This is a genomic window from Chryseobacterium subflavum, from assembly GCF_055762745.1.
This window is the reverse complement of the sequence record NZ_JBVTMR010000001.1, coordinates 1326140-1343538: the sequence shown is the minus strand read 5'-3', so window position 1 is coordinate 1343538 and position 17399 is coordinate 1326140. Positions and strand designations below refer to the sequence as shown.

Genomic DNA, 17399 nt, shown 5'->3' with positions numbered 1-17399 from the left:
CTACAGATAAAATATTCATAAATTTATGACTTCAATCATAAGGTTTTTTTTGTGAAAGTTTAATTTATAATACCATAAAGCCTTACCAGAGTGATTTATATACAACAAAAAAGACTGCTTTACAGCAATCTTTTCTTGTTATAATATTTTTAAACCTTTTATTTTGCAAATTTTTTGGTCCCGGCAACACATAAAATCACACCAATTGTCACTCCCAGCATTCCTATACTTACAGGTTCATGAAGCAGATAAGCGGCCAATGCAAGTCCAAAAAACGGTTGTAAAAGCTGTAATTGCCCTACACTCGAAATTCCTCCCTGTGCAAGCCCTTTATACCAAAAAATAAACCCGATAAACATACTGAATAATGAAATATAAGCTAGGCCAAACCATCCCTGTCCGCTCACGGTTTCAATATGGTTGGGAAAATAGATGAAAAACAAAGGGATCATAAGGGGTAAGGCCAGTATCAGCGCCCAGGATATCACCTGCCACCCTCCCAGTGTTTTTGACAACTTAGCACCTTCCGCATAACCAAGCCCACATAAAACAACAGCGGCAAGCATCAGAATATCGCCAACAGGAGAAGCCGATATCCCTTGCGAAACAGCATATCCTATAACCAAAAGGCTGCCGGCAATAGAAAAAAACCAAAATACAGGATGCGGTCGCTCACCACCTCTCAGTACCCCGAATATAGCTGTTGCAAGAGGAAGCATTCCTAAAAACACGATAGAATGTGCAGATGTAATATATTGAAGGGCCAGAGAAGACAACAAAGGGAAACCAATAACACATCCCAATGAGACCAGAGCTAATGGGAATATCTGTTCCTTTACCGGGCGTTTTTCTTTATATATCAGAATGACAGATAAAGCCAATACACCGGCAATGGTTGCCCGGGCGATCGTTACGAAAATTGGGTTCATATCCATTACGGCTAATTTTGTGGCCGGCAGCGAACCGCTGAATAGCAATACTCCGATAAATCCGTTGATCCATCCGCTAAGAGCCTGATCTTTTGAAATTTTATTCGTTATCATTTTATATTTTATTATAAATCAAAATTAGAGAGGAAAAATAAATAAACACAGTCTCAGTTTTGTATATTTGTATGAGCACAGTTTAAGATATGAGTAAAAATTTTTTGTACACAGAGATCACCAATGGTTTTATTTCACAGATTACAAGCGGAGTTTTGAAGCCTGGTGATAAGCTTCCGTCGGTAAGAAAATTATGCCTTGAGCATCAGATTAGCATGAACACGGCAAAGCGTGTTTTCCTGGAACTGGAATCCATGTCACTCATTGAACCCAAACCACAGTCCGGATATTTTGTAAGTCAGTTACTTTCGGTAAAGCTTCCGCTTCCTGAAGTCAGCAGGCCATCACTGATTGCCAATAATAACGAACCCGATGAACTCATCAGTAAAGTGTATGAAAATATGGGAAAGAAAAATCTTACCCTTTTTTCCATAGCAATTCCATCCGGAGAATTATTACCGCATGCAAAACTTAAAAAGGAAATCATCCATGCCACACGGGAGCTTGAATATGGAGGCGCAGAGTATGAGGAACTCCAAGGGAATTTAAAATTAAGAAGAATGATCGCCCAAAGATCTTTATCCTGGGGCGGAAACTTTAGCGAAAATGACCTTGTGACGACCAACGGTGGAATGAATGCTTTGTCATTTTGTCTGATGGCTTTAGGAAAACCGGGAGATACAATAGCTATAGAAAGCCCATGTTATCCGGGCATCTTACAACTGGCTACCGGCTTTGGACTTAAAGTACTGGAATTGCCTACCCATCCTGCCCATGGAATTGAAATCGAATCCCTGAAAAAAGCTATTCCTAAAATTGACATCTGCTTATTGATCCCTAATTTCAATACTCCTTTAGGAAGCTGCATTTCTGATGAAAATAAAAAAGAAGTTGTAAAACTTCTTGCCGAAAATAATATTCCGCTTATTGAAGATGATGTGTACGGGGATATTTATTTCGGAACACACCGTCCGAAATGCTGTAAATCCTTTGATACAGAAGGAAATGTTTTATATTGCAGCTCTATCTCAAAAACGCTTGCCCCGGGTTATCGTGTAGGATGGATTGCTCCCGGAAAGTACAAAGACAAAATCCTCAAACTCAAACTTCTTCATTCCACCTCTTCTATTTCTATTGTAAATGAAGCCGTTGCTAATTTCTTAAAAACCGGGAAATACGAAAAACACCTTCAGGAACTACGGAAAACCCTGCAGGCTAATTATCAGAATTATGTCCAGACCATTGCGCAGCATTTTCCGGAAGGAACCAAAACAAGCAGGCCACAAGGAGGGCTTTCCCTCTGGGTGGAATTCGATAAAAAAATACAGACCCGGAAATTATACGACCTTGCCATTAAGCAAAGTATAAGCATTGCACCGGGAAGAATGTTCAGTCTCCAGGATCAGTTTGAAAATTGTATGAGAATGTGTATCGGGCTTCCCTGGTCAGAAGAAACCCAACAAAAGCTAATAGAGGTAGGAAAAATGGCTAAAATGATTGAGAGGGAATCTTAATCAACAACAAAGTTTTTCCTTGCTAATTCCTTTCTTACACGGCTAAGGCTTTCTGGGGTAATTCCTAGATAAGATGCGATCATCCATTGTGGTACCCGTAATAATAAATCCGGGTACATTTTAATGAATTTAAGGTATCTTTCTTCCGCAGTCTCGCCTAATAATGAGCTGATCCTGTCCTGAAGACTTCTGACGTGCTTTTGTAAAAGAATATCCCGTCTTTCTGCACTGTCCGGAAACTGGGAGACCAGTTTGTTAAAAAAGTCCGGATGAAGAAATAAAACTTCGGAATCCTCCACAGCCTCTATATAATACACCGATTGTTCGTTAAAGTAAATACTGGTGCGGTCAGAAATCAGCCAGCTTTCAGGGGCAAATTGTATGATGTGTTCTTTTCCGTTCTTATCGATCGAATACATCTTTAAAAGCCCTTTTTCTACAAAAAACACATAGCGGCAAATTTCGCCGTATTGCAGAAGGAACTGGTTCTTTTGAACTTTCTTTACTTCATAGTGCAAGCTACAGCCATTAACCTGTTCTGTGGGAACATTTAAAACCTGAGCTAGGTAGTTATTAATATTCTTCATTGTGCGATTTGGGTTATTGATATATTCTGATGCGAAGCATTATTTACGGCTTTTCCGTTTTCTACTACAATCAGTTGAGGACTTTGATGGGTTACATCAAGATCTTCTGCTATCTTATTGGAAATAGGTCTGTATGCCAGCAAATCAAGAAAATATAAATCTGCATTGGTACCGGCATCCTTAATTTCCGATTCAAAATTCCTGAGCACCGTCTTACTGATAAAACAACTGGTAGAATGTTTGAATATGGCAACCTTGTTATGGTATGATCTTTCTATAGCTTCTGCGAGATCTTCCTCGGATTCTATTTTTTTCCAGAAAGATTTCTGTTCCGGTTTCTCTTCTTTTCCGCCAAATATTTTATCAAAAAAACTCATACATTAAATTGTTTTAGGTGATGATCGAGATGTTTATACTCCAGAAAACCCCAGTCTTTCTCTTTCATTTTTCCAAATAGAACATGCTTTTCAGGCAGGTTATCTTGGGTATAACATTCCCAGTATTCATTCATTGTTTCTAAGAGTCCTTTTCTGGCCTCAGTAAAATCACAGTCAAAATTAACGATAAGTTTTCGAAAAGTAGGCATATTTCGGGGAATTCCGTTATTAAAGACCTGCATTTCTATTTTAGTGAGCACTCCTATTGTCTCAAAAAGGGGATTGATAGTGGAAAGCCAGGTTTTTCCCAATGCAATGCCAAGAATAAGGTCACAATGTTTTAACATTTGAGCAACATTCATCTTACCCCATTTTCCTGGAGAATTTTCAGTAAGCATAGAAACCCTGTTGAGGATCTCATCAAAATAGATTCGGTTATGCAGACTCTTTTTTACCAACCTCTCTCCTTCTTCAGATTTTCAATATGAGTAAAATGATGATTGCAATGCCAGCTATAAAATGCCAGATAGCTTCTAAGGTCATAATCCTGATGGTTTTCAGGATGATGAAATGTTCTTTCGAATTGCTTATTCGTGAGTGTTTTAAGGAGGATATACCATCTTTCGTGAGTTCCTTTGATCATTCTCATTGCCGGTTTCACAGGAGAACTTCTGCTGTCCTGGAGTTCAGCCCATTTTGCCTCTTCATAAGGTTTTATGGTTGGATTATTTTCCGTTAAAGCCAATTTAAAACGAATAAAACTATTAATATGGCTGTCTGCAATATGATTGACAAGCTGTCTTACCGTCCATCCACCTTCCCGATATGGGGTATCCAATTGATCATCCGAAAAGTTTTCAATCAGATTTTTCAGTTTGGCAGGAAAGTGTTTGATCACTTTTATATATTCATCCAATTGGATGTCATCGATGCTTTCCGGCTTTTCAAATGGTCCGATCGGATATTTTTTTAATTCTAAATTGCTCATTTTTAATTATCGTGGTTAATATGTTCTTCATCCTTTCAATAAATAACAGAAAGGTTTTTGCCCTTCCGGAATTTTTTCTAAAATTACTACAAGAAAAGCTATCAGCCAACAAAAAAATAGGGATTAACGGGATAAAATAAAACGCCTCAATTCTTAAAAAAAATTGAAGCGTTTTTATTGTTTCTAATAACCGTGAAGATCGATTCCTTCCGTTCTTTGCAATGTCACTTTTTTACCCATTTTCTTTTGAATAACCCTGAAATGTTGCAACTCATCATCCGTGAGGATTGAAATGGCGGTACCTTTTTCATTGGCTCGTCCTGTCCTTCCGATACGGTGAATATAATCCAAAGGTGAACGTGGTAGCTCATAATTGATCACACAAGGCAAAGACTCAATATGAATGCCTCGTCCCAGTAAGTCCGTAGCAACCAAAATCTGAGCACCGTTTACCTTGAACTCTTCCAGATTATTTCGTCGGGCACCCTGTGACTTCTGACTGTGAATGGCTACTGCTTTAATTTTATTCTTTTTAAGCTTTTCAACCAGATTATCTGCTGACTTTGTTGAAGATACAAATACCAAAGCTTTTTCAACCTTTTTCTCTTTGATTAAATAACGCAGGAAAGGCCCTTTATGTTCAGGAGAAACATGATAAGCCAGTTGCTCAATATTATCAATTTCAACTGCTTCCTTTTTTATTTCAATAATAACGGGATTATGGGATAAACGTTCTTTTATTTCAGAAACTTTATCATCTACAGTTGCTGAAAACATAGTCGTTTGTTTCATCGCCGGCATTAAAGCAAAAAGCTTATTCATTTCGTCACCAAATCCAAGCTGGAACATTTTATCTGCCTCATCAATCACCAGGTGCTTTATTTCTGAAATGCTCAAAGCTTTATGTTCTATCAGGTCCAATAAACGTCCTGGGGTCGCAATAAGGACTTCTACTCCGAACATTCCTTTCATCTGAGGGTTGATAGAAACTCCACCATATACTGCCATCGTACGGATATCACGTTTCAGGTTTCCGGTAAAGGCTCTGAAAACTTCATCAATCTGGATTGCCAGCTCACGCGTAGGAACCAATATCAAAACCTGAATATTACGGTCTTTCTTAACTTCTGCATTCTGTAATTTTTCTAAAATAGGCATCACAAAACAAGCCGTCTTTCCCGAACCGGCTTGTGCAATTCCCATCAAATCCTTTCCCTGTAAAATAACAGGAATAGCTTGCTCCTGAATTGGAAATGGCTTTAAATAGCCTAGCTTTTTGACAGATTGAATAATATTGTGTGATAATCCCAAAGACTCAAATGACATAAATACATATTTGCTGCAAAGATAAACTATTGATATTTGGTTTACACCCGAACCGGATTATTAATTTTACAGGTGAATGAGTCTGTTGGGATAGAAATTAATTATTTAAAAATTTAATCTATAATCAAGGACCATTTTCTGGGATGAACTCATCCATTGACAATGGTGAATTCTTTCATAAAGTGTCGTTTTGTCCGATAATTCGTGTTTGGATAATTTTTTGAGTATTAGTTTTTGTAAATTTATCAAAAATTCGAGATTTAAATATGAAAAAAGCACTAATAATAGTAGATGTTCAGAATGATTTTTGTGAAGGTGGAGCTTTAGCGGTTCCGGGAGCTAATGAAATTATTCCTTATATCAATCTTTTAATGGAGGAAAACGAATATGACCAGATTGTTTTAACCCAGGATTGGCATCCCGCAGACCATAAAAGTTTTGCCAGCAACAATGGAAAAAAAGTAGGAGAAAGTATTATTTTAGGTGGTGTTCCGCAATTTATGTGGCCGGATCATTGCATCCAGGGATCTTTCGGGGCAGATTTTCATAAAGATCTTAACAGGGATAAAGTAACCCACATTATTCAAAAAGGAAAGAATACCGAAATTGATGCTTATAGCGGTTTTCAGGACAATAATCACTTTATGAAGACCGGATTGGATGATTTCTTAAAATACCATGACATTCAGTTATTGGAAATCGTCGGTCTGGCAATGGATTATTGTGTAAAGTTCACCTGTACAGATGCTGTAGCAAACGGATATGTTACCTGCCTTCATTTTAACGGAACACGCGCGGTTAATGTAAAACCGGATAACGGTAGAGACGCCATTTACGAAATGATCCAGAAGGGAGTTACTGTTTTAGGATAGTCTTTTATTATCATAAAAATAAAGAGCACAGTTAATTACTGTGCTTTTTGTGTATCGATTACACCGGAATGAAATCAGTATAAATGACACAAATAGTTTTTACTGAATGGTATTAAATAAAAAAGCGTGGTTATTCTTTTACCACGCCTATATTTTTCAGTTTAAAAACCTTTTTGATCAATTAAAAATTAATCTCTAAAGCATTTTTAAATTGTTAACTTCTAATTCCGTAAGAATTCTCCAGTGACCTCTTTTGATGTTTTTCTTTGTTAAACCGGCAAACATCACCCTGTCTAAAGCTTCCACTTCATACCCTAATCTCTGGAATATCCTTCTTATGACACGGTTCCATCCGATATGGATCTCAATTCCTACCTCATTTTTAGGCTTTCCTTCAATAAACGAAATCTGATCCACCGTAGCAACTCCTTCATCCAGACGGATACCTTCAGCAATCAGTTTCATATCTTCATGTGTCAGTTTTTTGTCCAGTGTTACATGATAGATCTTTTTAGCATCAAAAGACGGGTGTGTCAGTTTTTTGGTCATATGTCCGTCATTTGTTAAAAGAATAACACCTGTTGTGGAACGGTCCAATCTTCCAACCGGGAATACACGATAAGGAGACGCATTTGCAACAAGATCCATTACCGTTTTTCTAGCTTTATCATCTTTTGTAGTGGAAATATATCCTTTCGGTTTATTCAGAAGGACATAAACAGGTTTTTCAGGAGTAATATTTTGTCCGTCAAAAACTACTTTATCACTTTTCTGAACCTGATAGCCCATTTCAGTAACCACTTTTCCGTTTACTTCTACAAGACCCTGTGTGATCAGTTCATCTGCTTCCCTTCTGCTGCATATTCCTGAATTGGCTATATACTTGTTAAGACGGATCGTATCTTTATGGACATCTTTTTCGATCTTGCTCAATCTTCTTTTCTGTACAAAAGATCTTGCTTTATCTTCATCTCTGTCATTGCCCGATGAAGGTCTTCTACCATATTTTAAGCTACCTCTCTCATATTTGTCTCTTGCATCAAAACTTTTCCCTCCTCTTTTAGGACCTGGTTTTCCATAGGTCTTTTTTTCTCGTCCTTCACTTTGATTGGTAATATAAGGTGTTCTCTCAGGTTTTGATTTACCTTCTTCAGCACGTCCTTCAAAACTTTCCTCACTCCTCTTAAACTTCGAACTGCTGCTTTTGTGATCAAAATTTCTCTCTCCTGCTTTAGGAAAAGATTTCTTGAAAGAACCTGATCTTGAAGAATTTCCAGATTTAGAAGCACGAGAATCATCAGAATTTTTTCTGGTTGAAATTCTTGGTCTTTGTGGTTTCCCTGATTTATTATTATCTCTGCTCATTCTAAATATTTTTGCAAAGATAGTAATTTAGTTACGAGTTAAAAATTAAGAATCATAACTTTGCAATATTGTTCTACAATTAAATATATATTATTCCAGAAATGATAACACTATTAAACGATCAGTTTTCCCAGCTTAATGATTTTTTGCATGGAAAATCTTTCAGCAAAATTTTCATATTGGTTGATGAAAATACACATGAATATTGCCTTCCGGTACTTTTAGGCAATATGGAAACGGATCTTGCTTTTGAAATCCTGGAGATAGAAGCGGGTGAAGAAATGAAGAATATTCAGACTGCCAATCAGCTTTGGGAGATTTTAACGGAAATGCAGGCAGATAGAAAAGCTCTGGTTATAAACCTCGGTGGTGGTGTTATTACCGATATGGGCGGATTTGTTGCCTCAGCCTATAAAAGAGGGATCCAGTTCATTAATGTTCCTACTACTCTATTATCGATGTGTGATGCCTCTATTGGAGGAAAAACAGGTATTGACCTGATGCACTACAAAAATATGGTAGGTACCTTTACCTTTCCTGAACAGATTTTTGTATATCCTAAGTTCTTAGAAACACTTCCCTTCAAAGAATTACGAAGTGGTTTTGCTGAAATGCTGAAGCACGGGTTAATTGCAGACCGTTTACATTGGGAGAATCTGATCAAAATACAAAAGCTGGATGTAGAATCAGTACTACCACACATTCAGACCTCGATGGCGATCAAACAGGATGTTGTAGATCAGGATTTTCATGAAAAAAATGTCAGAAAAACTTTAAATTTCGGACATACAATCGGTCATGCTATCGAAAGTTCTTGTCTTGAACAGGGAAATCCGGTTTTACATGGAGAAGCAGTAGCTGCCGGAATGATCTGTGAAGCACATCTTTCTCACCTTGAAAAGTTAATTTCAAAAGAAGATTCGGAAATGATCATTGACCATATCAAAAGGTATTATCCATACCTGGATATCAGTGATTTTAGCAATGAAAATCTGATGTCTCTATTATTAAACGACAAAAAGAATACGGAAAAGAAGATTAATTTTTCTTTGCTTTCCGGAGTAGGATCGTGTGTTTTTGACCATGAATGCAGCCAGGAAAATATTGAAAAATCACTGCATTTTTACAGAAAACTGAATGATGCTTAACATGCCTGTTTACTTTTTAGATAAAATTAAGAATCCTGATTGTTTGATCAGGATTTTTTAATGATCAGATCACCTCTACAGTGTATCATGAGTAGTGAATTGAATATGCTTTATCAGCCGATGTCTAATCATTTGAAATACCTTTTCCAGGTCCTCCACATCATCATATAGAAAGGGTAGGTAAAAACCGATCCCTTCAATATAAATTTTTATTTTGTCTCCGTTCCAGGTGTTATTAACCTTTTCAACAGAAATCTGATCTGTAAAATAAGCTTTACGCATTTTTTTCTTAAAAAATAAAGATAGCGCACTTATGTTTCGGGCTGCCGTTCCAAAGTCGTAAACAGGGAGAAATTCGATGCTGTCATCATTGATAATTAGCTGTACGATTTTCCTTCGTCTGATAAAAAGCTTAATTCCTGTCAAAAAACAATAAATAGATCCTATAAATAAAATAACATATAAGAGCATCAGAACAATTACTATTACCGAAGGTCCATATAAATTTCTTCAATAATTTCAGGGAATAGCTGAGTGAAAAGATAAATGAAAATTGCGGACAAAAATATCATTGACATACTTAGCAAACTTGTCCGGAAAGTTGAAATATAGAAGATCTTTTGTCCAGGTTCATCGACGTATTGCCTGGATGATAAAGATTGAGCTGCTTTGGATAGAAATAGATTATAGATTAATTTTAAACTTAATGCAATGATTAAAATACCCAGGCAGATCATTACCCATACTTTTAATGGATAAAAAGTTTTACCAGCCACCATAGTCAACAGCAGCAGAATAACCAATCCCAGAATAGGAAGTATAAATTTCAACTGCTTGTTTTGTTTCATTCCCAGATTAGTTTATTTTTCATTTAAGGTTCAATATAAACCCTGATCCTTAAGTTTTATTATCAAAATTACAACTTATATACTGTATTGTATTACAGACGATTAAAAATATATTAAAAGAATGATTTAAATTACTATTCATTACAGGCCTTATGGTTTTTCATAAAGGAATTTTCATCCGGCCTTGATTTTAAAATAAATTCCACTAATTTCAAAAAAGGAGTAATATATATCAATTACGTTCAAGTCATTTGAGTATTATTTTACTCGAAATAAGCCTAATTTAGAATTTAAGCTGTTTTTAAGATATGTTAAACAAATGTTTGTTTATTTATTTTATTGGTCTGATTTCTAGTATTTTATAGTAGTTTTTAGCAGTGTTTATATACCTGACTTTTGTCATGTTTTATGTTTTGGCATCTAATTTGAAAGATACTCTGCGTCAAACGAAAGTTGACAAGTAGTAAAATTTAAAATTAAGAATAGTAAAATATTAAAAAAATTAAGTTATGAAAAAGTTAATTTTAGGATTAGCAGTAACTGCAAGTTCATTAGCATTCGCTCAGACAACTTCTACTTCATCTTCTAACCCGGTTACATTTGGTGTTAAAGGTGGTATGAACGTTTCATCTCTTTCAAAAGGAGCTGACCTTAGTGATTCAAAATCTAAAATCGGATTCAATGCAGGGGTTTTTGCAAACATCCCGGTAGCGAGCTCATTCAGCATTCAACCGGAGGTATTGTATAATGACTTGGGTTCAAAAGTAACCAGAGAATATACAGTATTAGGTAATAACTTTAAGGATGAATCTTCAAGAAATTTAGGATACATAGCTGTACCGGTAATGTTCCAGTATAATGCAACTCCTGAATTCTTCTTGGAAGCAGGTCCTGAATTCGGATTTTTAGTAAGTGCTAAAGATAAATTCAAAAGTTCTACGAATGATAATACAAGCACAAGAACGAGAAGTCTTGACAAAGATGCTTTCAACACATTCAACTTTGGAATCGGTATTGGTGCAGGATATTATTTCACACCAAACCTAGGAATTACAGCTAGATATACTGCCGGATTAACAGATATCTACAAAAACAACAATGGTGATGCGATGAGAAACAACGTATTCCAGGTTGGTTTAGCTTACAAATTTAAATAAGCATAAAACACATTCAGATAACAAATTTTGATTTCAATAAAATGGTTAGATTTAATGGTTAAATTTAACCATTTTTGTTATTTTAACATAATTTGGCAAGAATTTTGCAGCAAAACAGTACAAATTAAAATTAAATATAATCATGAGAAAATTATTATTAGGTTTGGCAATCGTTGCTGGTTCATTAACGTTTGCTCAAACATTTGGAGTAAAAGCAGGTCTTAATATTTCTACAATTTCAGGTGGTGATTCAAAATCAAAAGCAGGATTCTATGGTGGGGTTTTAATGAATGTCCCTGTAGCTCCTAGCTTTAGTGTACAACCCGAAATCTTATACAATGGATTAGGCGCAAAAGCTGATGGAAATAATGATGTTAAAGTAAATTTAGATTATATCTCTGTTCCTGTGATGTTCCAGTATAATGCAACTCCGCAGTTTTATCTTGAAGCAGGACCTCAGTTTAGTTTCCTGATCAATTCAAAATTTAAATACAATTCCTATTCTAGAGATGGAAAGGATTTTGTGAAAGGTTTTGATTTTGGTGTAGGTCTTGGTGCAGGATATTTCTTTACGAAGAATATCGGTGTGAATGCAAGATATGTTGCGGGTGTTATAGATATTGCTAAAGAAGTTAATAACGTACAGGCAGATGGGAAAAATAACGTATTCCAGATCGGTCTTACTTATAAATTTAATAAGTAATAATATACTTAATAACAAGATAAGCGGTTAGATTTAATAAATTTAACCGTTTTTTTATATCCGGATCTCCTGTAATGTTCTGTTTTCACATTGAATAATCATTGCAATGCATCCATTGATCAACAAATTATGATCATAAAAAAGTATAAAAGTCTGATCAAAATGGTCACCTGCCATTTTTGTAAGCTTCAATTCATCTGGAAAGTTGGGTGAAAATGGTCATAATTAACGATGAATAAAGGGTGTTGAATAAAAAAAATGAAAAAAGTTTGCATTTTTTTTCAAGCAATTTTAACTTAAAAATTAAACAAATTAGATTGTTTTAACTAAAAAAATCCCACGTATGTGGATTATCACTTATTCTTTTAAAGAAGTGGCTCACAGCTTATCTTTCTGCAAATCATAAAATTATAATTATGGCAAGCCTTTTGCAAAATACACCCCATCTGAATGAATAATTCGGATAACAAGAAATAGTACAATTTAAAAAATAAAATTATGAATAAGTTATTTCTAGGACTAGCAATAGTTGCTGGTTCATTAGTATTTGCTCAGGAAACACAAACAACAGCTACTATTACTACTGTTAACAAAGAAAAAGAACCAATCAGATTTGGTATTAAAGGTGGAGCTAACTCCGCTCAATTCAGTCAGCAACAATTAAGTGCAAACAATCAGAAAATAGGATTTAATGCCGGTGTTTTTGTAAATATTCCTCTTTCCAAGCAATTCAGCATACAGCCTGAAGCATTGTATAACCAATTAGGAGCAAGAAGTGTTCTTTCTTCTACTGAAGTTACAACGGGAGCTACTACTGTAAAAACTCAACGTGATTACAAAACAACATTGAATTATGTTTCAGTACCGGTAATGGTTCAGTTTAAGCCAGCGGATAACTTTTATGTAGAAGCAGGTCCTGAATTCAGTTATTTCATCGATGGAAAAAACAAAGGTGAAAATACTGTTACAAGCACTACAAACGGTATCGCTACCACTCAGAAAAATTCAGTTTCTGAAACGATCAACAAAGATGACATCAACAAATTCAACTTTGGTCTAGGTCTAGGTTTAGGATACTACTTCACACGTAATCTGGGAATCAACGCAAGATATGTAAATAGCTTGACTAAGATTGATAAAAGCAGACCTGCTGCTGAAAACAACAACAGAGTATTCCAACTAGGTTTGAATTATAAGTTTTAATAACAACAACCAATTTTTTAACCATAGAATGTAGTTTTCTGCATTATAAAATGGCTGGAAGAATAACTTCCAGCCATTTCTATTGTATGGGTAAGGCAAATCTATTCGAAAATTCGAGGGTCATCGCTGATCACCCCATCTATTCCCATTTCTTTTAATTCCTGCAGTCTTTCTTTCGAGTTTACTGTCCATGGTATGACTTTCATTCCGAGTTTGTGACATTCCTGCACCAATCCGGGTGTGACAAGAGATTGATCCGGACTGTAAATTGTAGGAGTAAAACTTAAGAATTTCATATCACCCGATACTCCATTAAGATGATCGGGATACATTCTGAATTTTTCGACAGGGATATTTTTAAAATAATTCCGCTGCTGGGCAAGCTTTTTATCATCCACCTTCTCTACCAGTAAGGCAGTCATTATTTTAGGATATTGTGCATGGATAAGCTCTAAGGTTCTTGGATCGAAGGATTGAATAATAACCCGGTCCTGGATATTTTTTCCTACAATGATCTTCATCATCAGATCGACAAATTCCTTAGGTTCAGGATGGAAAATATCGTCCGAAAAAGGTCGCGTTTTAGTCTCTATATTATAAAACGGCAAAGGCCTTTTAAGTTCCCGGGCATAATTCTCACAGGCATCTATAACATCTGAAAAGAGCGGTTTTTGTACCCTCATTTTCTTTTGGTCAGGATAATTGGCTAGTGTTTTCATCCCTACATCAAAAGTTTTGATCTTTGCATAAGGCATTTCATAAATTTTGTAATAAAATCCGGAATCCCGGGGAATAAATGTTCCGTCAGGCTTTGTTACCAGTTCAGGTGAAAGAAATGCATCGTGAGAAAGAATCACCTGCTTGTCTTTTGTGATGGCAAGATCCATTTCAAGTGTCGTAACACCCATTTTTAAAGCATTTTTCATTGCAGGGATGGTGTTTTCCGGATATAAGGATTTTCCACCCCTATGCGCCTGGGTATCAAAAGACTGAGCTGAATATAGCTGAATAAACAGAAATAAAATACCTGTGATAAATGTACTTTTCATAATCCTGATCTTAATTACGCAAAATTAAAGGATACCGGCATATCCTGTACGACAGTAATATTAAGCTTTTGCTACATTTATATCAATTATTTTTTTCGACAATAAAAACGAAAAAAGACCTGATATTATGCTATCAGGTCTTTTTATGTATTGATTGTTGAGACAATTAATTAAATAGCTCTACTTCCTCCCCTTTTGCTACAGGATATTGTTCTGTAAAACATCCAAAGCAGTGATTGGAAGATCCTAAGATTTCTTTAAGGTTTTCTGTACTGAGGAACTCTAAAGAATCTACTCCAAGGTAGTTTCTTAGCTCTTCAGTCGTCATATTGGCTGAAATCAAATCATCTTTTGATGGAGTATCAATCCCAAGATAACAAGGTGCAATGATCGGAGGAGAAACACTTCTGAAATGGATTTCCTTTACTCCGGCATCCTTTAAAATCTTAACCAGTCTTTTAGAAGTAGTTCCCCTTACAATAGAGTCATCAATAATAACTACTCTTTTGCCTTTAATTTCAGATATAATAGGATTCAGCTTCAGGTTAACGATCCTTTCTCTCATTTCCTGAGTCGGAACAATAAAACTTCTTCCGATATATCGGTTTTTAATTAAAACCGGGCGGAAAGGGATCCCTGATGCTTTTGAAAAGCCAATCGCTGCAGGCACTCCTGAATCCGGAACTCCGATAACGATATCTGCATCCACAGGAGCTTGTTCCCAGATTTTTTCACCCGACTTTTCTCTGATCTCATACACATTAATGTTTTCTAATGTAGAGTCAGGTCTTGCAAAGTAAATATATTCGAAAGAACAGATTCTTTGTTTTCCTTTTTCATTCACCATATAAGACTGTAATCCGGTCTCATTTTCGTTGGTGTAGATGATCTCTCCAGGTAAAATATCACGAACATACTGTGCTCCCACTGCATCCAATGCTACAGATTCAGAAGCTACCACATATGATTTTTCATCAATAGCTCCTAAAACCAACGGTCTGATCCCGTTGAAATCCCTGAATGCAAAAAACTTATTTCTCGTCATTCCTACTACGGAATAAGCTCCTTCGATCTTTTCCATTGTTGCTTTGATCGCTCCTCTTAATCCCAGATCAAGGTTTTTCTGGATTAATCTTAAGATAACCTCAGAATCTGAAGTTGCTCTGAAAACAACACCTTCTGCCTCCAGTTCGGCTTTCAGTTCTTTTGCGTTCGTTAAATTACCGTTATGTGCAATCGAAAGTATAATCTGGTCATATTCATTTTTCGCAAAAAATGGCTGGAAATTGTACTTCTTTTTGTCTCCTGCTGTAGTATAACGTGTATGCCCTATTGCAGAATTCCCCATAAAAGCTTCAGGATCCTGAATATCTTTATAAACGTCTAAAACCAACCCCTCGTCTTTCAGGTTATTGATCTTCCCGTTTTTAAGAACGGAAATACCACAAGCCTCTTGTCCTCTGTGCTGTAAAGCAAAAAGTCCGAACTGAGAAAGGGAAAACGTATCCAGATCATTGTCAGAATACAATCCGAAAATACCGCACTCCTCATTCGGAGCATCAAGTCTTTCCTCTTCCCTTGTTCTGAAAAGGTTTCTACCGTAAGTCTGGTTTTTAAACTGTTTTAAATATTCACTTTTATGAATGTCTAAACTTTTCATTTCTATTTTTTCTAATCTAGATTTTATTTTGATAGATTCTACAATTAGATGTGAAATTCAATATTATGTTAAATACAATCTCAAGTCTGATTATAAATCTTCCGTATTACTTATTTATTAAGTAAAGCTTTCAGTCTGTTATAGATTTCGACATACGCTTCAGTTACTTCACCTAAGTCTCTTCTGAATCTGTCTTTATCTAATTTTTTCATGGTGTCTTTATCCCATAATCTGCATGTATCAGGAGAGATTTCATCTGCCAGGATAATTTCACCATCTGATGTTTTCCCTAATTCGATCTTGAAGTCAACCAGGATGATATTCATCTTATCAAACAGATCGATAAGGATTTCGTTGATATCAGAAGTCAGCTCGTACATTTCGTCAAGCTCTTCATACGTAGCTGCACCTAAGAAAACAGCGTGGTGATCATTGATCAAAGGATCTCCCAATTCGTCTTTTTTATAGCAGATATCAAAAATAGTTACCGGAGATTTTATACCTTCCTCTACTCCTAATCTCTGAGCCATACTTCCGGCAGAATAGTTTCTTACAACCATTTCCAAAGGAATAATGGATACTTTTTTTACCAATTGTTCTCTTTCGTTCAATTGTTTAATGAAATGAGTTTTAATCCCTTTTTCATTTAAATACTCGAAAATTAAAGTGGTGATCGCGTTGTTCATTTCGCCCTTAAGATCAACCTGTCCTCTTTTCTGAGCATTGAAAGCCGTAGCATCATCTTTGAAACGCACTACTACTTGATCAGGATTATCGGTAGCAAACACTTGTTTAGCCTTACCTTCGTACAACATTTCTTTCTTTTCCATTTTCTAAATTGTCTTTATAGTTAGATTTATAATTATTTTATTAAAATTCCCGTTAAAACAGCCATTCCAAAACTTAAAAGCGTTCCTACCAATACATATTCAGTCAACTTTCGTTGTTTTGCCTGTGCAAGGTCACTGAATCTGAATACAGATTTGGCAGCAACCATGAAACCTACCCCTTCCCAGTGGTTTACCAGAATAAAAATAAATACCAGCAAACGTTCCAGGATTCCTATATATTTACCTGCACTCGTTAAAGATTCGGTTTGTATATTATTCTGAGCTTCAGCAACCGGAGTCCATGAAGACAGTAATATTTTAATGATAATAGATGAAGGCGTCGTTAAAAATAAAACAGCCATTACTATTTTCAGAAATTCCTGATTTTCAAATATCGTTACATCAAATTCTTTAAAATAAAATGAAACACCTAGAATGACCAGAATATGAAGAACCTGATCAATAAAAAACCATCTTTTCTTTGTTTTAATGTTTTGAAAGATAAGCTTAGCGGCATCAATGATAAAATGAGAAATACCTACCAACGCTGCCACCCACCAAAGTTGAAGGTTCCAGAGGAAAATAAAAGTTAAAGCGGTATGTATGAGAACATGCAGGTACAGAAACTTACTTTTAAGTTTACGATTTTCTTTATCAGCAACCCATGAATTTGGCTGAAGAATAAAATCTCCGAGTAAATGTGCCAATATGAGTTTAGTGAAAATCATG

General features: G+C 35.7%; 19 protein-coding genes. 6 read left to right on the top strand and 13 right to left on the bottom strand.

Features of this window, described 5'->3' with window-relative positions; genetic code table 11:
- Positions 1-158: 158 nt before the first annotated feature.
- Positions 159-1043 carry a DMT family transporter gene (locus AC0INN_RS05775; RefSeq protein WP_172282921.1) on the bottom strand — a complete coding sequence of 295 codons (885 nt, stop codon included), beginning with the start codon at positions 1041-1043 and terminating at the stop codon, positions 159-161.
- Positions 1044-1132: 89 nt separating this feature from the next.
- Here AC0INN_RS05775 and AC0INN_RS05770 point away from each other — a divergent pair, with 89 nt between their 5' ends.
- Entirely contained in the window at positions 1133-2557 is a 1425-nt protein-coding gene (locus AC0INN_RS05770) for an aminotransferase-like domain-containing protein (protein WP_306612222.1), read from the top strand.
- Here AC0INN_RS05770 and AC0INN_RS05765 read toward each other — a convergent pair.
- From AC0INN_RS05765 to AC0INN_RS05745, 5 genes are all read right to left on the bottom strand, one after another.
- Positions 2554-3144 (bottom strand): Crp/Fnr family transcriptional regulator, encoded by a 591-nt coding sequence (locus tag AC0INN_RS05765; protein WP_172282926.1) that lies wholly within the window; start codon positions 3142-3144, stop codon positions 2554-2556. The two genes, AC0INN_RS05770 and AC0INN_RS05765, sit on opposite strands and share 4 nt — an antisense overlap.
- On the bottom strand, positions 3141-3521 hold the full coding sequence (ytxJ, locus tag AC0INN_RS05760) for a bacillithiol system redox-active protein YtxJ (protein WP_172282928.1): 381 nt from the start codon (positions 3519-3521) through the stop codon (positions 3141-3143). The genes AC0INN_RS05765 and ytxJ overlap by 4 nt, the downstream gene beginning before the upstream one ends.
- Positions 3518-3979 (bottom strand): DUF1569 domain-containing protein, encoded by a 462-nt coding sequence (locus AC0INN_RS05755; protein WP_306612218.1) that lies wholly within the window; start codon positions 3977-3979, stop codon positions 3518-3520. The genes ytxJ and AC0INN_RS05755 overlap by 4 nt, the downstream gene beginning before the upstream one ends.
- The gene (locus AC0INN_RS05750; protein WP_172282930.1) at positions 3973-4509 is read right to left on the bottom strand and encodes a YfiT family bacillithiol transferase; all 537 of its coding nucleotides are present in this window, start codon (positions 4507-4509) and stop codon (positions 3973-3975) included. Before AC0INN_RS05750 ends, AC0INN_RS05755 begins: the two co-directional genes overlap by 7 nt.
- A 183-nt stretch (positions 4510-4692) precedes the next feature.
- Positions 4693-5835 carry a DEAD/DEAH box helicase gene (locus AC0INN_RS05745; RefSeq protein ID WP_306612215.1) on the bottom strand — a complete coding sequence of 381 codons (1143 nt, stop codon included), beginning with the start codon at positions 5833-5835 and terminating at the stop codon, positions 4693-4695.
- Between the two features lie 266 nt (positions 5836-6101).
- On the opposite strand from AC0INN_RS05745, the gene pncA reads away from it, so the two are divergent.
- Positions 6102-6707 (top strand): bifunctional nicotinamidase/pyrazinamidase, encoded by a 606-nt coding sequence (gene pncA, locus AC0INN_RS05740; protein ID WP_306612213.1) that lies wholly within the window; start codon positions 6102-6104, stop codon positions 6705-6707.
- Positions 6708-6902: 195 nt separating this feature from the next.
- On the opposite strand, the gene AC0INN_RS05735 is transcribed toward pncA, so the two are convergent.
- Entirely contained in the window at positions 6903-8072 is a 1170-nt protein-coding gene (locus AC0INN_RS05735; protein WP_194304269.1) for a pseudouridine synthase, read from the bottom strand.
- A 101-nt stretch (positions 8073-8173) separates the two neighbouring features.
- Here AC0INN_RS05735 and aroB point away from each other — a divergent pair, with 101 nt between their 5' ends.
- Positions 8174-9220: a 3-dehydroquinate synthase gene (gene aroB / locus AC0INN_RS05730; RefSeq protein ID WP_306612209.1), complete on the top strand. Its 1047-nt coding sequence runs from the start codon at positions 8174-8176 to the stop codon at positions 9218-9220.
- Between the two features lie 75 nt (positions 9221-9295).
- Here aroB and AC0INN_RS05725 read toward each other — a convergent pair whose 3' ends face one another.
- Both AC0INN_RS05725 and AC0INN_RS05720 read right to left on the bottom strand, forming a co-directional pair.
- On the bottom strand, positions 9296-9646 hold the full coding sequence (locus AC0INN_RS05725; protein WP_306612208.1) for a hypothetical protein: 351 nt from the start codon (positions 9644-9646) through the stop codon (positions 9296-9298).
- 59 nt (positions 9647-9705) lie between these two features.
- Entirely contained in the window at positions 9706-10068 is a 363-nt protein-coding gene (locus AC0INN_RS05720) for a hypothetical protein (protein ID WP_306612206.1), read from the bottom strand.
- Between the two features lie 509 nt (positions 10069-10577).
- On the opposite strand from AC0INN_RS05720, the gene AC0INN_RS05715 reads away from it, so the two are divergent.
- The 3 genes from AC0INN_RS05715 to AC0INN_RS05705 all read left to right on the top strand — a co-directional run bounded on the left by AC0INN_RS05715 (position 10578) and on the right by AC0INN_RS05705 (position 13131).
- On the top strand, positions 10578-11225 hold the full coding sequence (locus AC0INN_RS05715) for a porin family protein (protein WP_172282940.1): 648 nt from the start codon (positions 10578-10580) through the stop codon (positions 11223-11225).
- A 142-nt stretch (positions 11226-11367) separates the two neighbouring features.
- A complete protein-coding gene (locus tag AC0INN_RS05710; protein WP_273647937.1) occupies positions 11368-11928 on the top strand; it encodes a porin family protein in 561 nt (186 codons plus the stop codon).
- A 498-nt stretch (positions 11929-12426) separates the two neighbouring features.
- Positions 12427-13131, top strand: coding sequence for a porin family protein (locus AC0INN_RS05705; RefSeq protein ID WP_172282943.1), 705 nt, complete (start codon positions 12427-12429; stop codon positions 13129-13131).
- Positions 13132-13232: 101 nt separating this feature from the next.
- On the opposite strand, the gene AC0INN_RS05700 is transcribed toward AC0INN_RS05705, so the two are convergent.
- From AC0INN_RS05700 to AC0INN_RS05685, 4 genes are all read right to left on the bottom strand, one after another.
- Positions 13233-14180: a glycerophosphodiester phosphodiesterase family protein gene (locus AC0INN_RS05700; protein WP_306612203.1), complete on the bottom strand. Its 948-nt coding sequence runs from the start codon at positions 14178-14180 to the stop codon at positions 13233-13235.
- 166 nt (positions 14181-14346) lie between these two features.
- Positions 14347-15840, bottom strand: a complete 1494-nt coding sequence (gene purF / locus AC0INN_RS05695) for an amidophosphoribosyltransferase (protein WP_306612201.1) — start codon at positions 15838-15840, stop codon at positions 14347-14349.
- A 110-nt stretch (positions 15841-15950) separates the two neighbouring features.
- Positions 15951-16670: a phosphoribosylaminoimidazolesuccinocarboxamide synthase gene (purC, locus tag AC0INN_RS05690; protein WP_172282949.1), complete on the bottom strand. Its 720-nt coding sequence runs from the start codon at positions 16668-16670 to the stop codon at positions 15951-15953.
- Positions 16671-16702: 32 nt separating this feature from the next.
- Positions 16703-17398: a DUF3307 domain-containing protein gene (locus tag AC0INN_RS05685; RefSeq protein ID WP_306612199.1), complete on the bottom strand. Its 696-nt coding sequence runs from the start codon at positions 17396-17398 to the stop codon at positions 16703-16705.
- Between the last annotated feature and the right edge of the window lies 1 nt (position 17399).

Excerpts from the sequence above, each read along its gene's own strand:
- AC0INN_RS05745 (WP_306612215.1), bottom strand. The coding sequence starts at position 5,835 with ATGTCATTTGAGTCTTTGGGATTATCACACAATATTATTCAATCTGTC.
- AC0INN_RS05710 (WP_273647937.1), top strand. The coding sequence starts at position 11,368 with ATGAGAAAATTATTATTAGGTTTGGCAATCGTTGCTGGTTCATTAACG.
- AC0INN_RS05735 (WP_194304269.1), bottom strand. The coding sequence starts at position 8,072 with ATGAGCAGAGATAATAATAAATCAGGGAAACCACAAAGACCAAGAATT.
- AC0INN_RS05765 (WP_172282926.1), bottom strand. The coding sequence starts at position 3,144 with ATGAAGAATATTAATAACTACCTAGCTCAGGTTTTAAATGTTCCCACA.
- purC (WP_172282949.1), bottom strand. The coding sequence starts at position 16,670 with ATGGAAAAGAAAGAAATGTTGTACGAAGGTAAGGCTAAACAAGTGTTT.
- pncA (WP_306612213.1), top strand. The coding sequence starts at position 6,102 with ATGAAAAAAGCACTAATAATAGTAGATGTTCAGAATGATTTTTGTGAA.
- purF (WP_306612201.1), bottom strand. The coding sequence starts at position 15,840 with ATGAAAAGTTTAGACATTCATAAAAGTGAATATTTAAAACAGTTTAAA.
- AC0INN_RS05770 (WP_306612222.1), top strand. The coding sequence starts at position 1,133 with ATGAGTAAAAATTTTTTGTACACAGAGATCACCAATGGTTTTATTTCA.
- AC0INN_RS05700 (WP_306612203.1), bottom strand. The coding sequence starts at position 14,180 with ATGAAAAGTACATTTATCACAGGTATTTTATTTCTGTTTATTCAGCTA.
- AC0INN_RS05705 (WP_172282943.1), top strand. The coding sequence starts at position 12,427 with ATGAATAAGTTATTTCTAGGACTAGCAATAGTTGCTGGTTCATTAGTA.
- AC0INN_RS05715 (WP_172282940.1), top strand. The coding sequence starts at position 10,578 with ATGAAAAAGTTAATTTTAGGATTAGCAGTAACTGCAAGTTCATTAGCA.
- AC0INN_RS05685 (WP_306612199.1), bottom strand. The coding sequence starts at position 17,398 with ATGATTTTCACTAAACTCATATTGGCACATTTACTCGGAGATTTTATT.
- aroB (WP_306612209.1), top strand. The coding sequence starts at position 8,174 with ATGATAACACTATTAAACGATCAGTTTTCCCAGCTTAATGATTTTTTG.
- AC0INN_RS05720 (WP_306612206.1), bottom strand. The coding sequence starts at position 10,068 with ATGAAACAAAACAAGCAGTTGAAATTTATACTTCCTATTCTGGGATTG.
- ytxJ (WP_172282928.1), bottom strand. The coding sequence starts at position 3,521 with ATGAGTTTTTTTGATAAAATATTTGGCGGAAAAGAAGAGAAACCGGAA.
- AC0INN_RS05775 (WP_172282921.1), bottom strand. The coding sequence starts at position 1,043 with ATGATAACGAATAAAATTTCAAAAGATCAGGCTCTTAGCGGATGGATC.
- AC0INN_RS05750 (WP_172282930.1), bottom strand. The coding sequence starts at position 4,509 with ATGAGCAATTTAGAATTAAAAAAATATCCGATCGGACCATTTGAAAAG.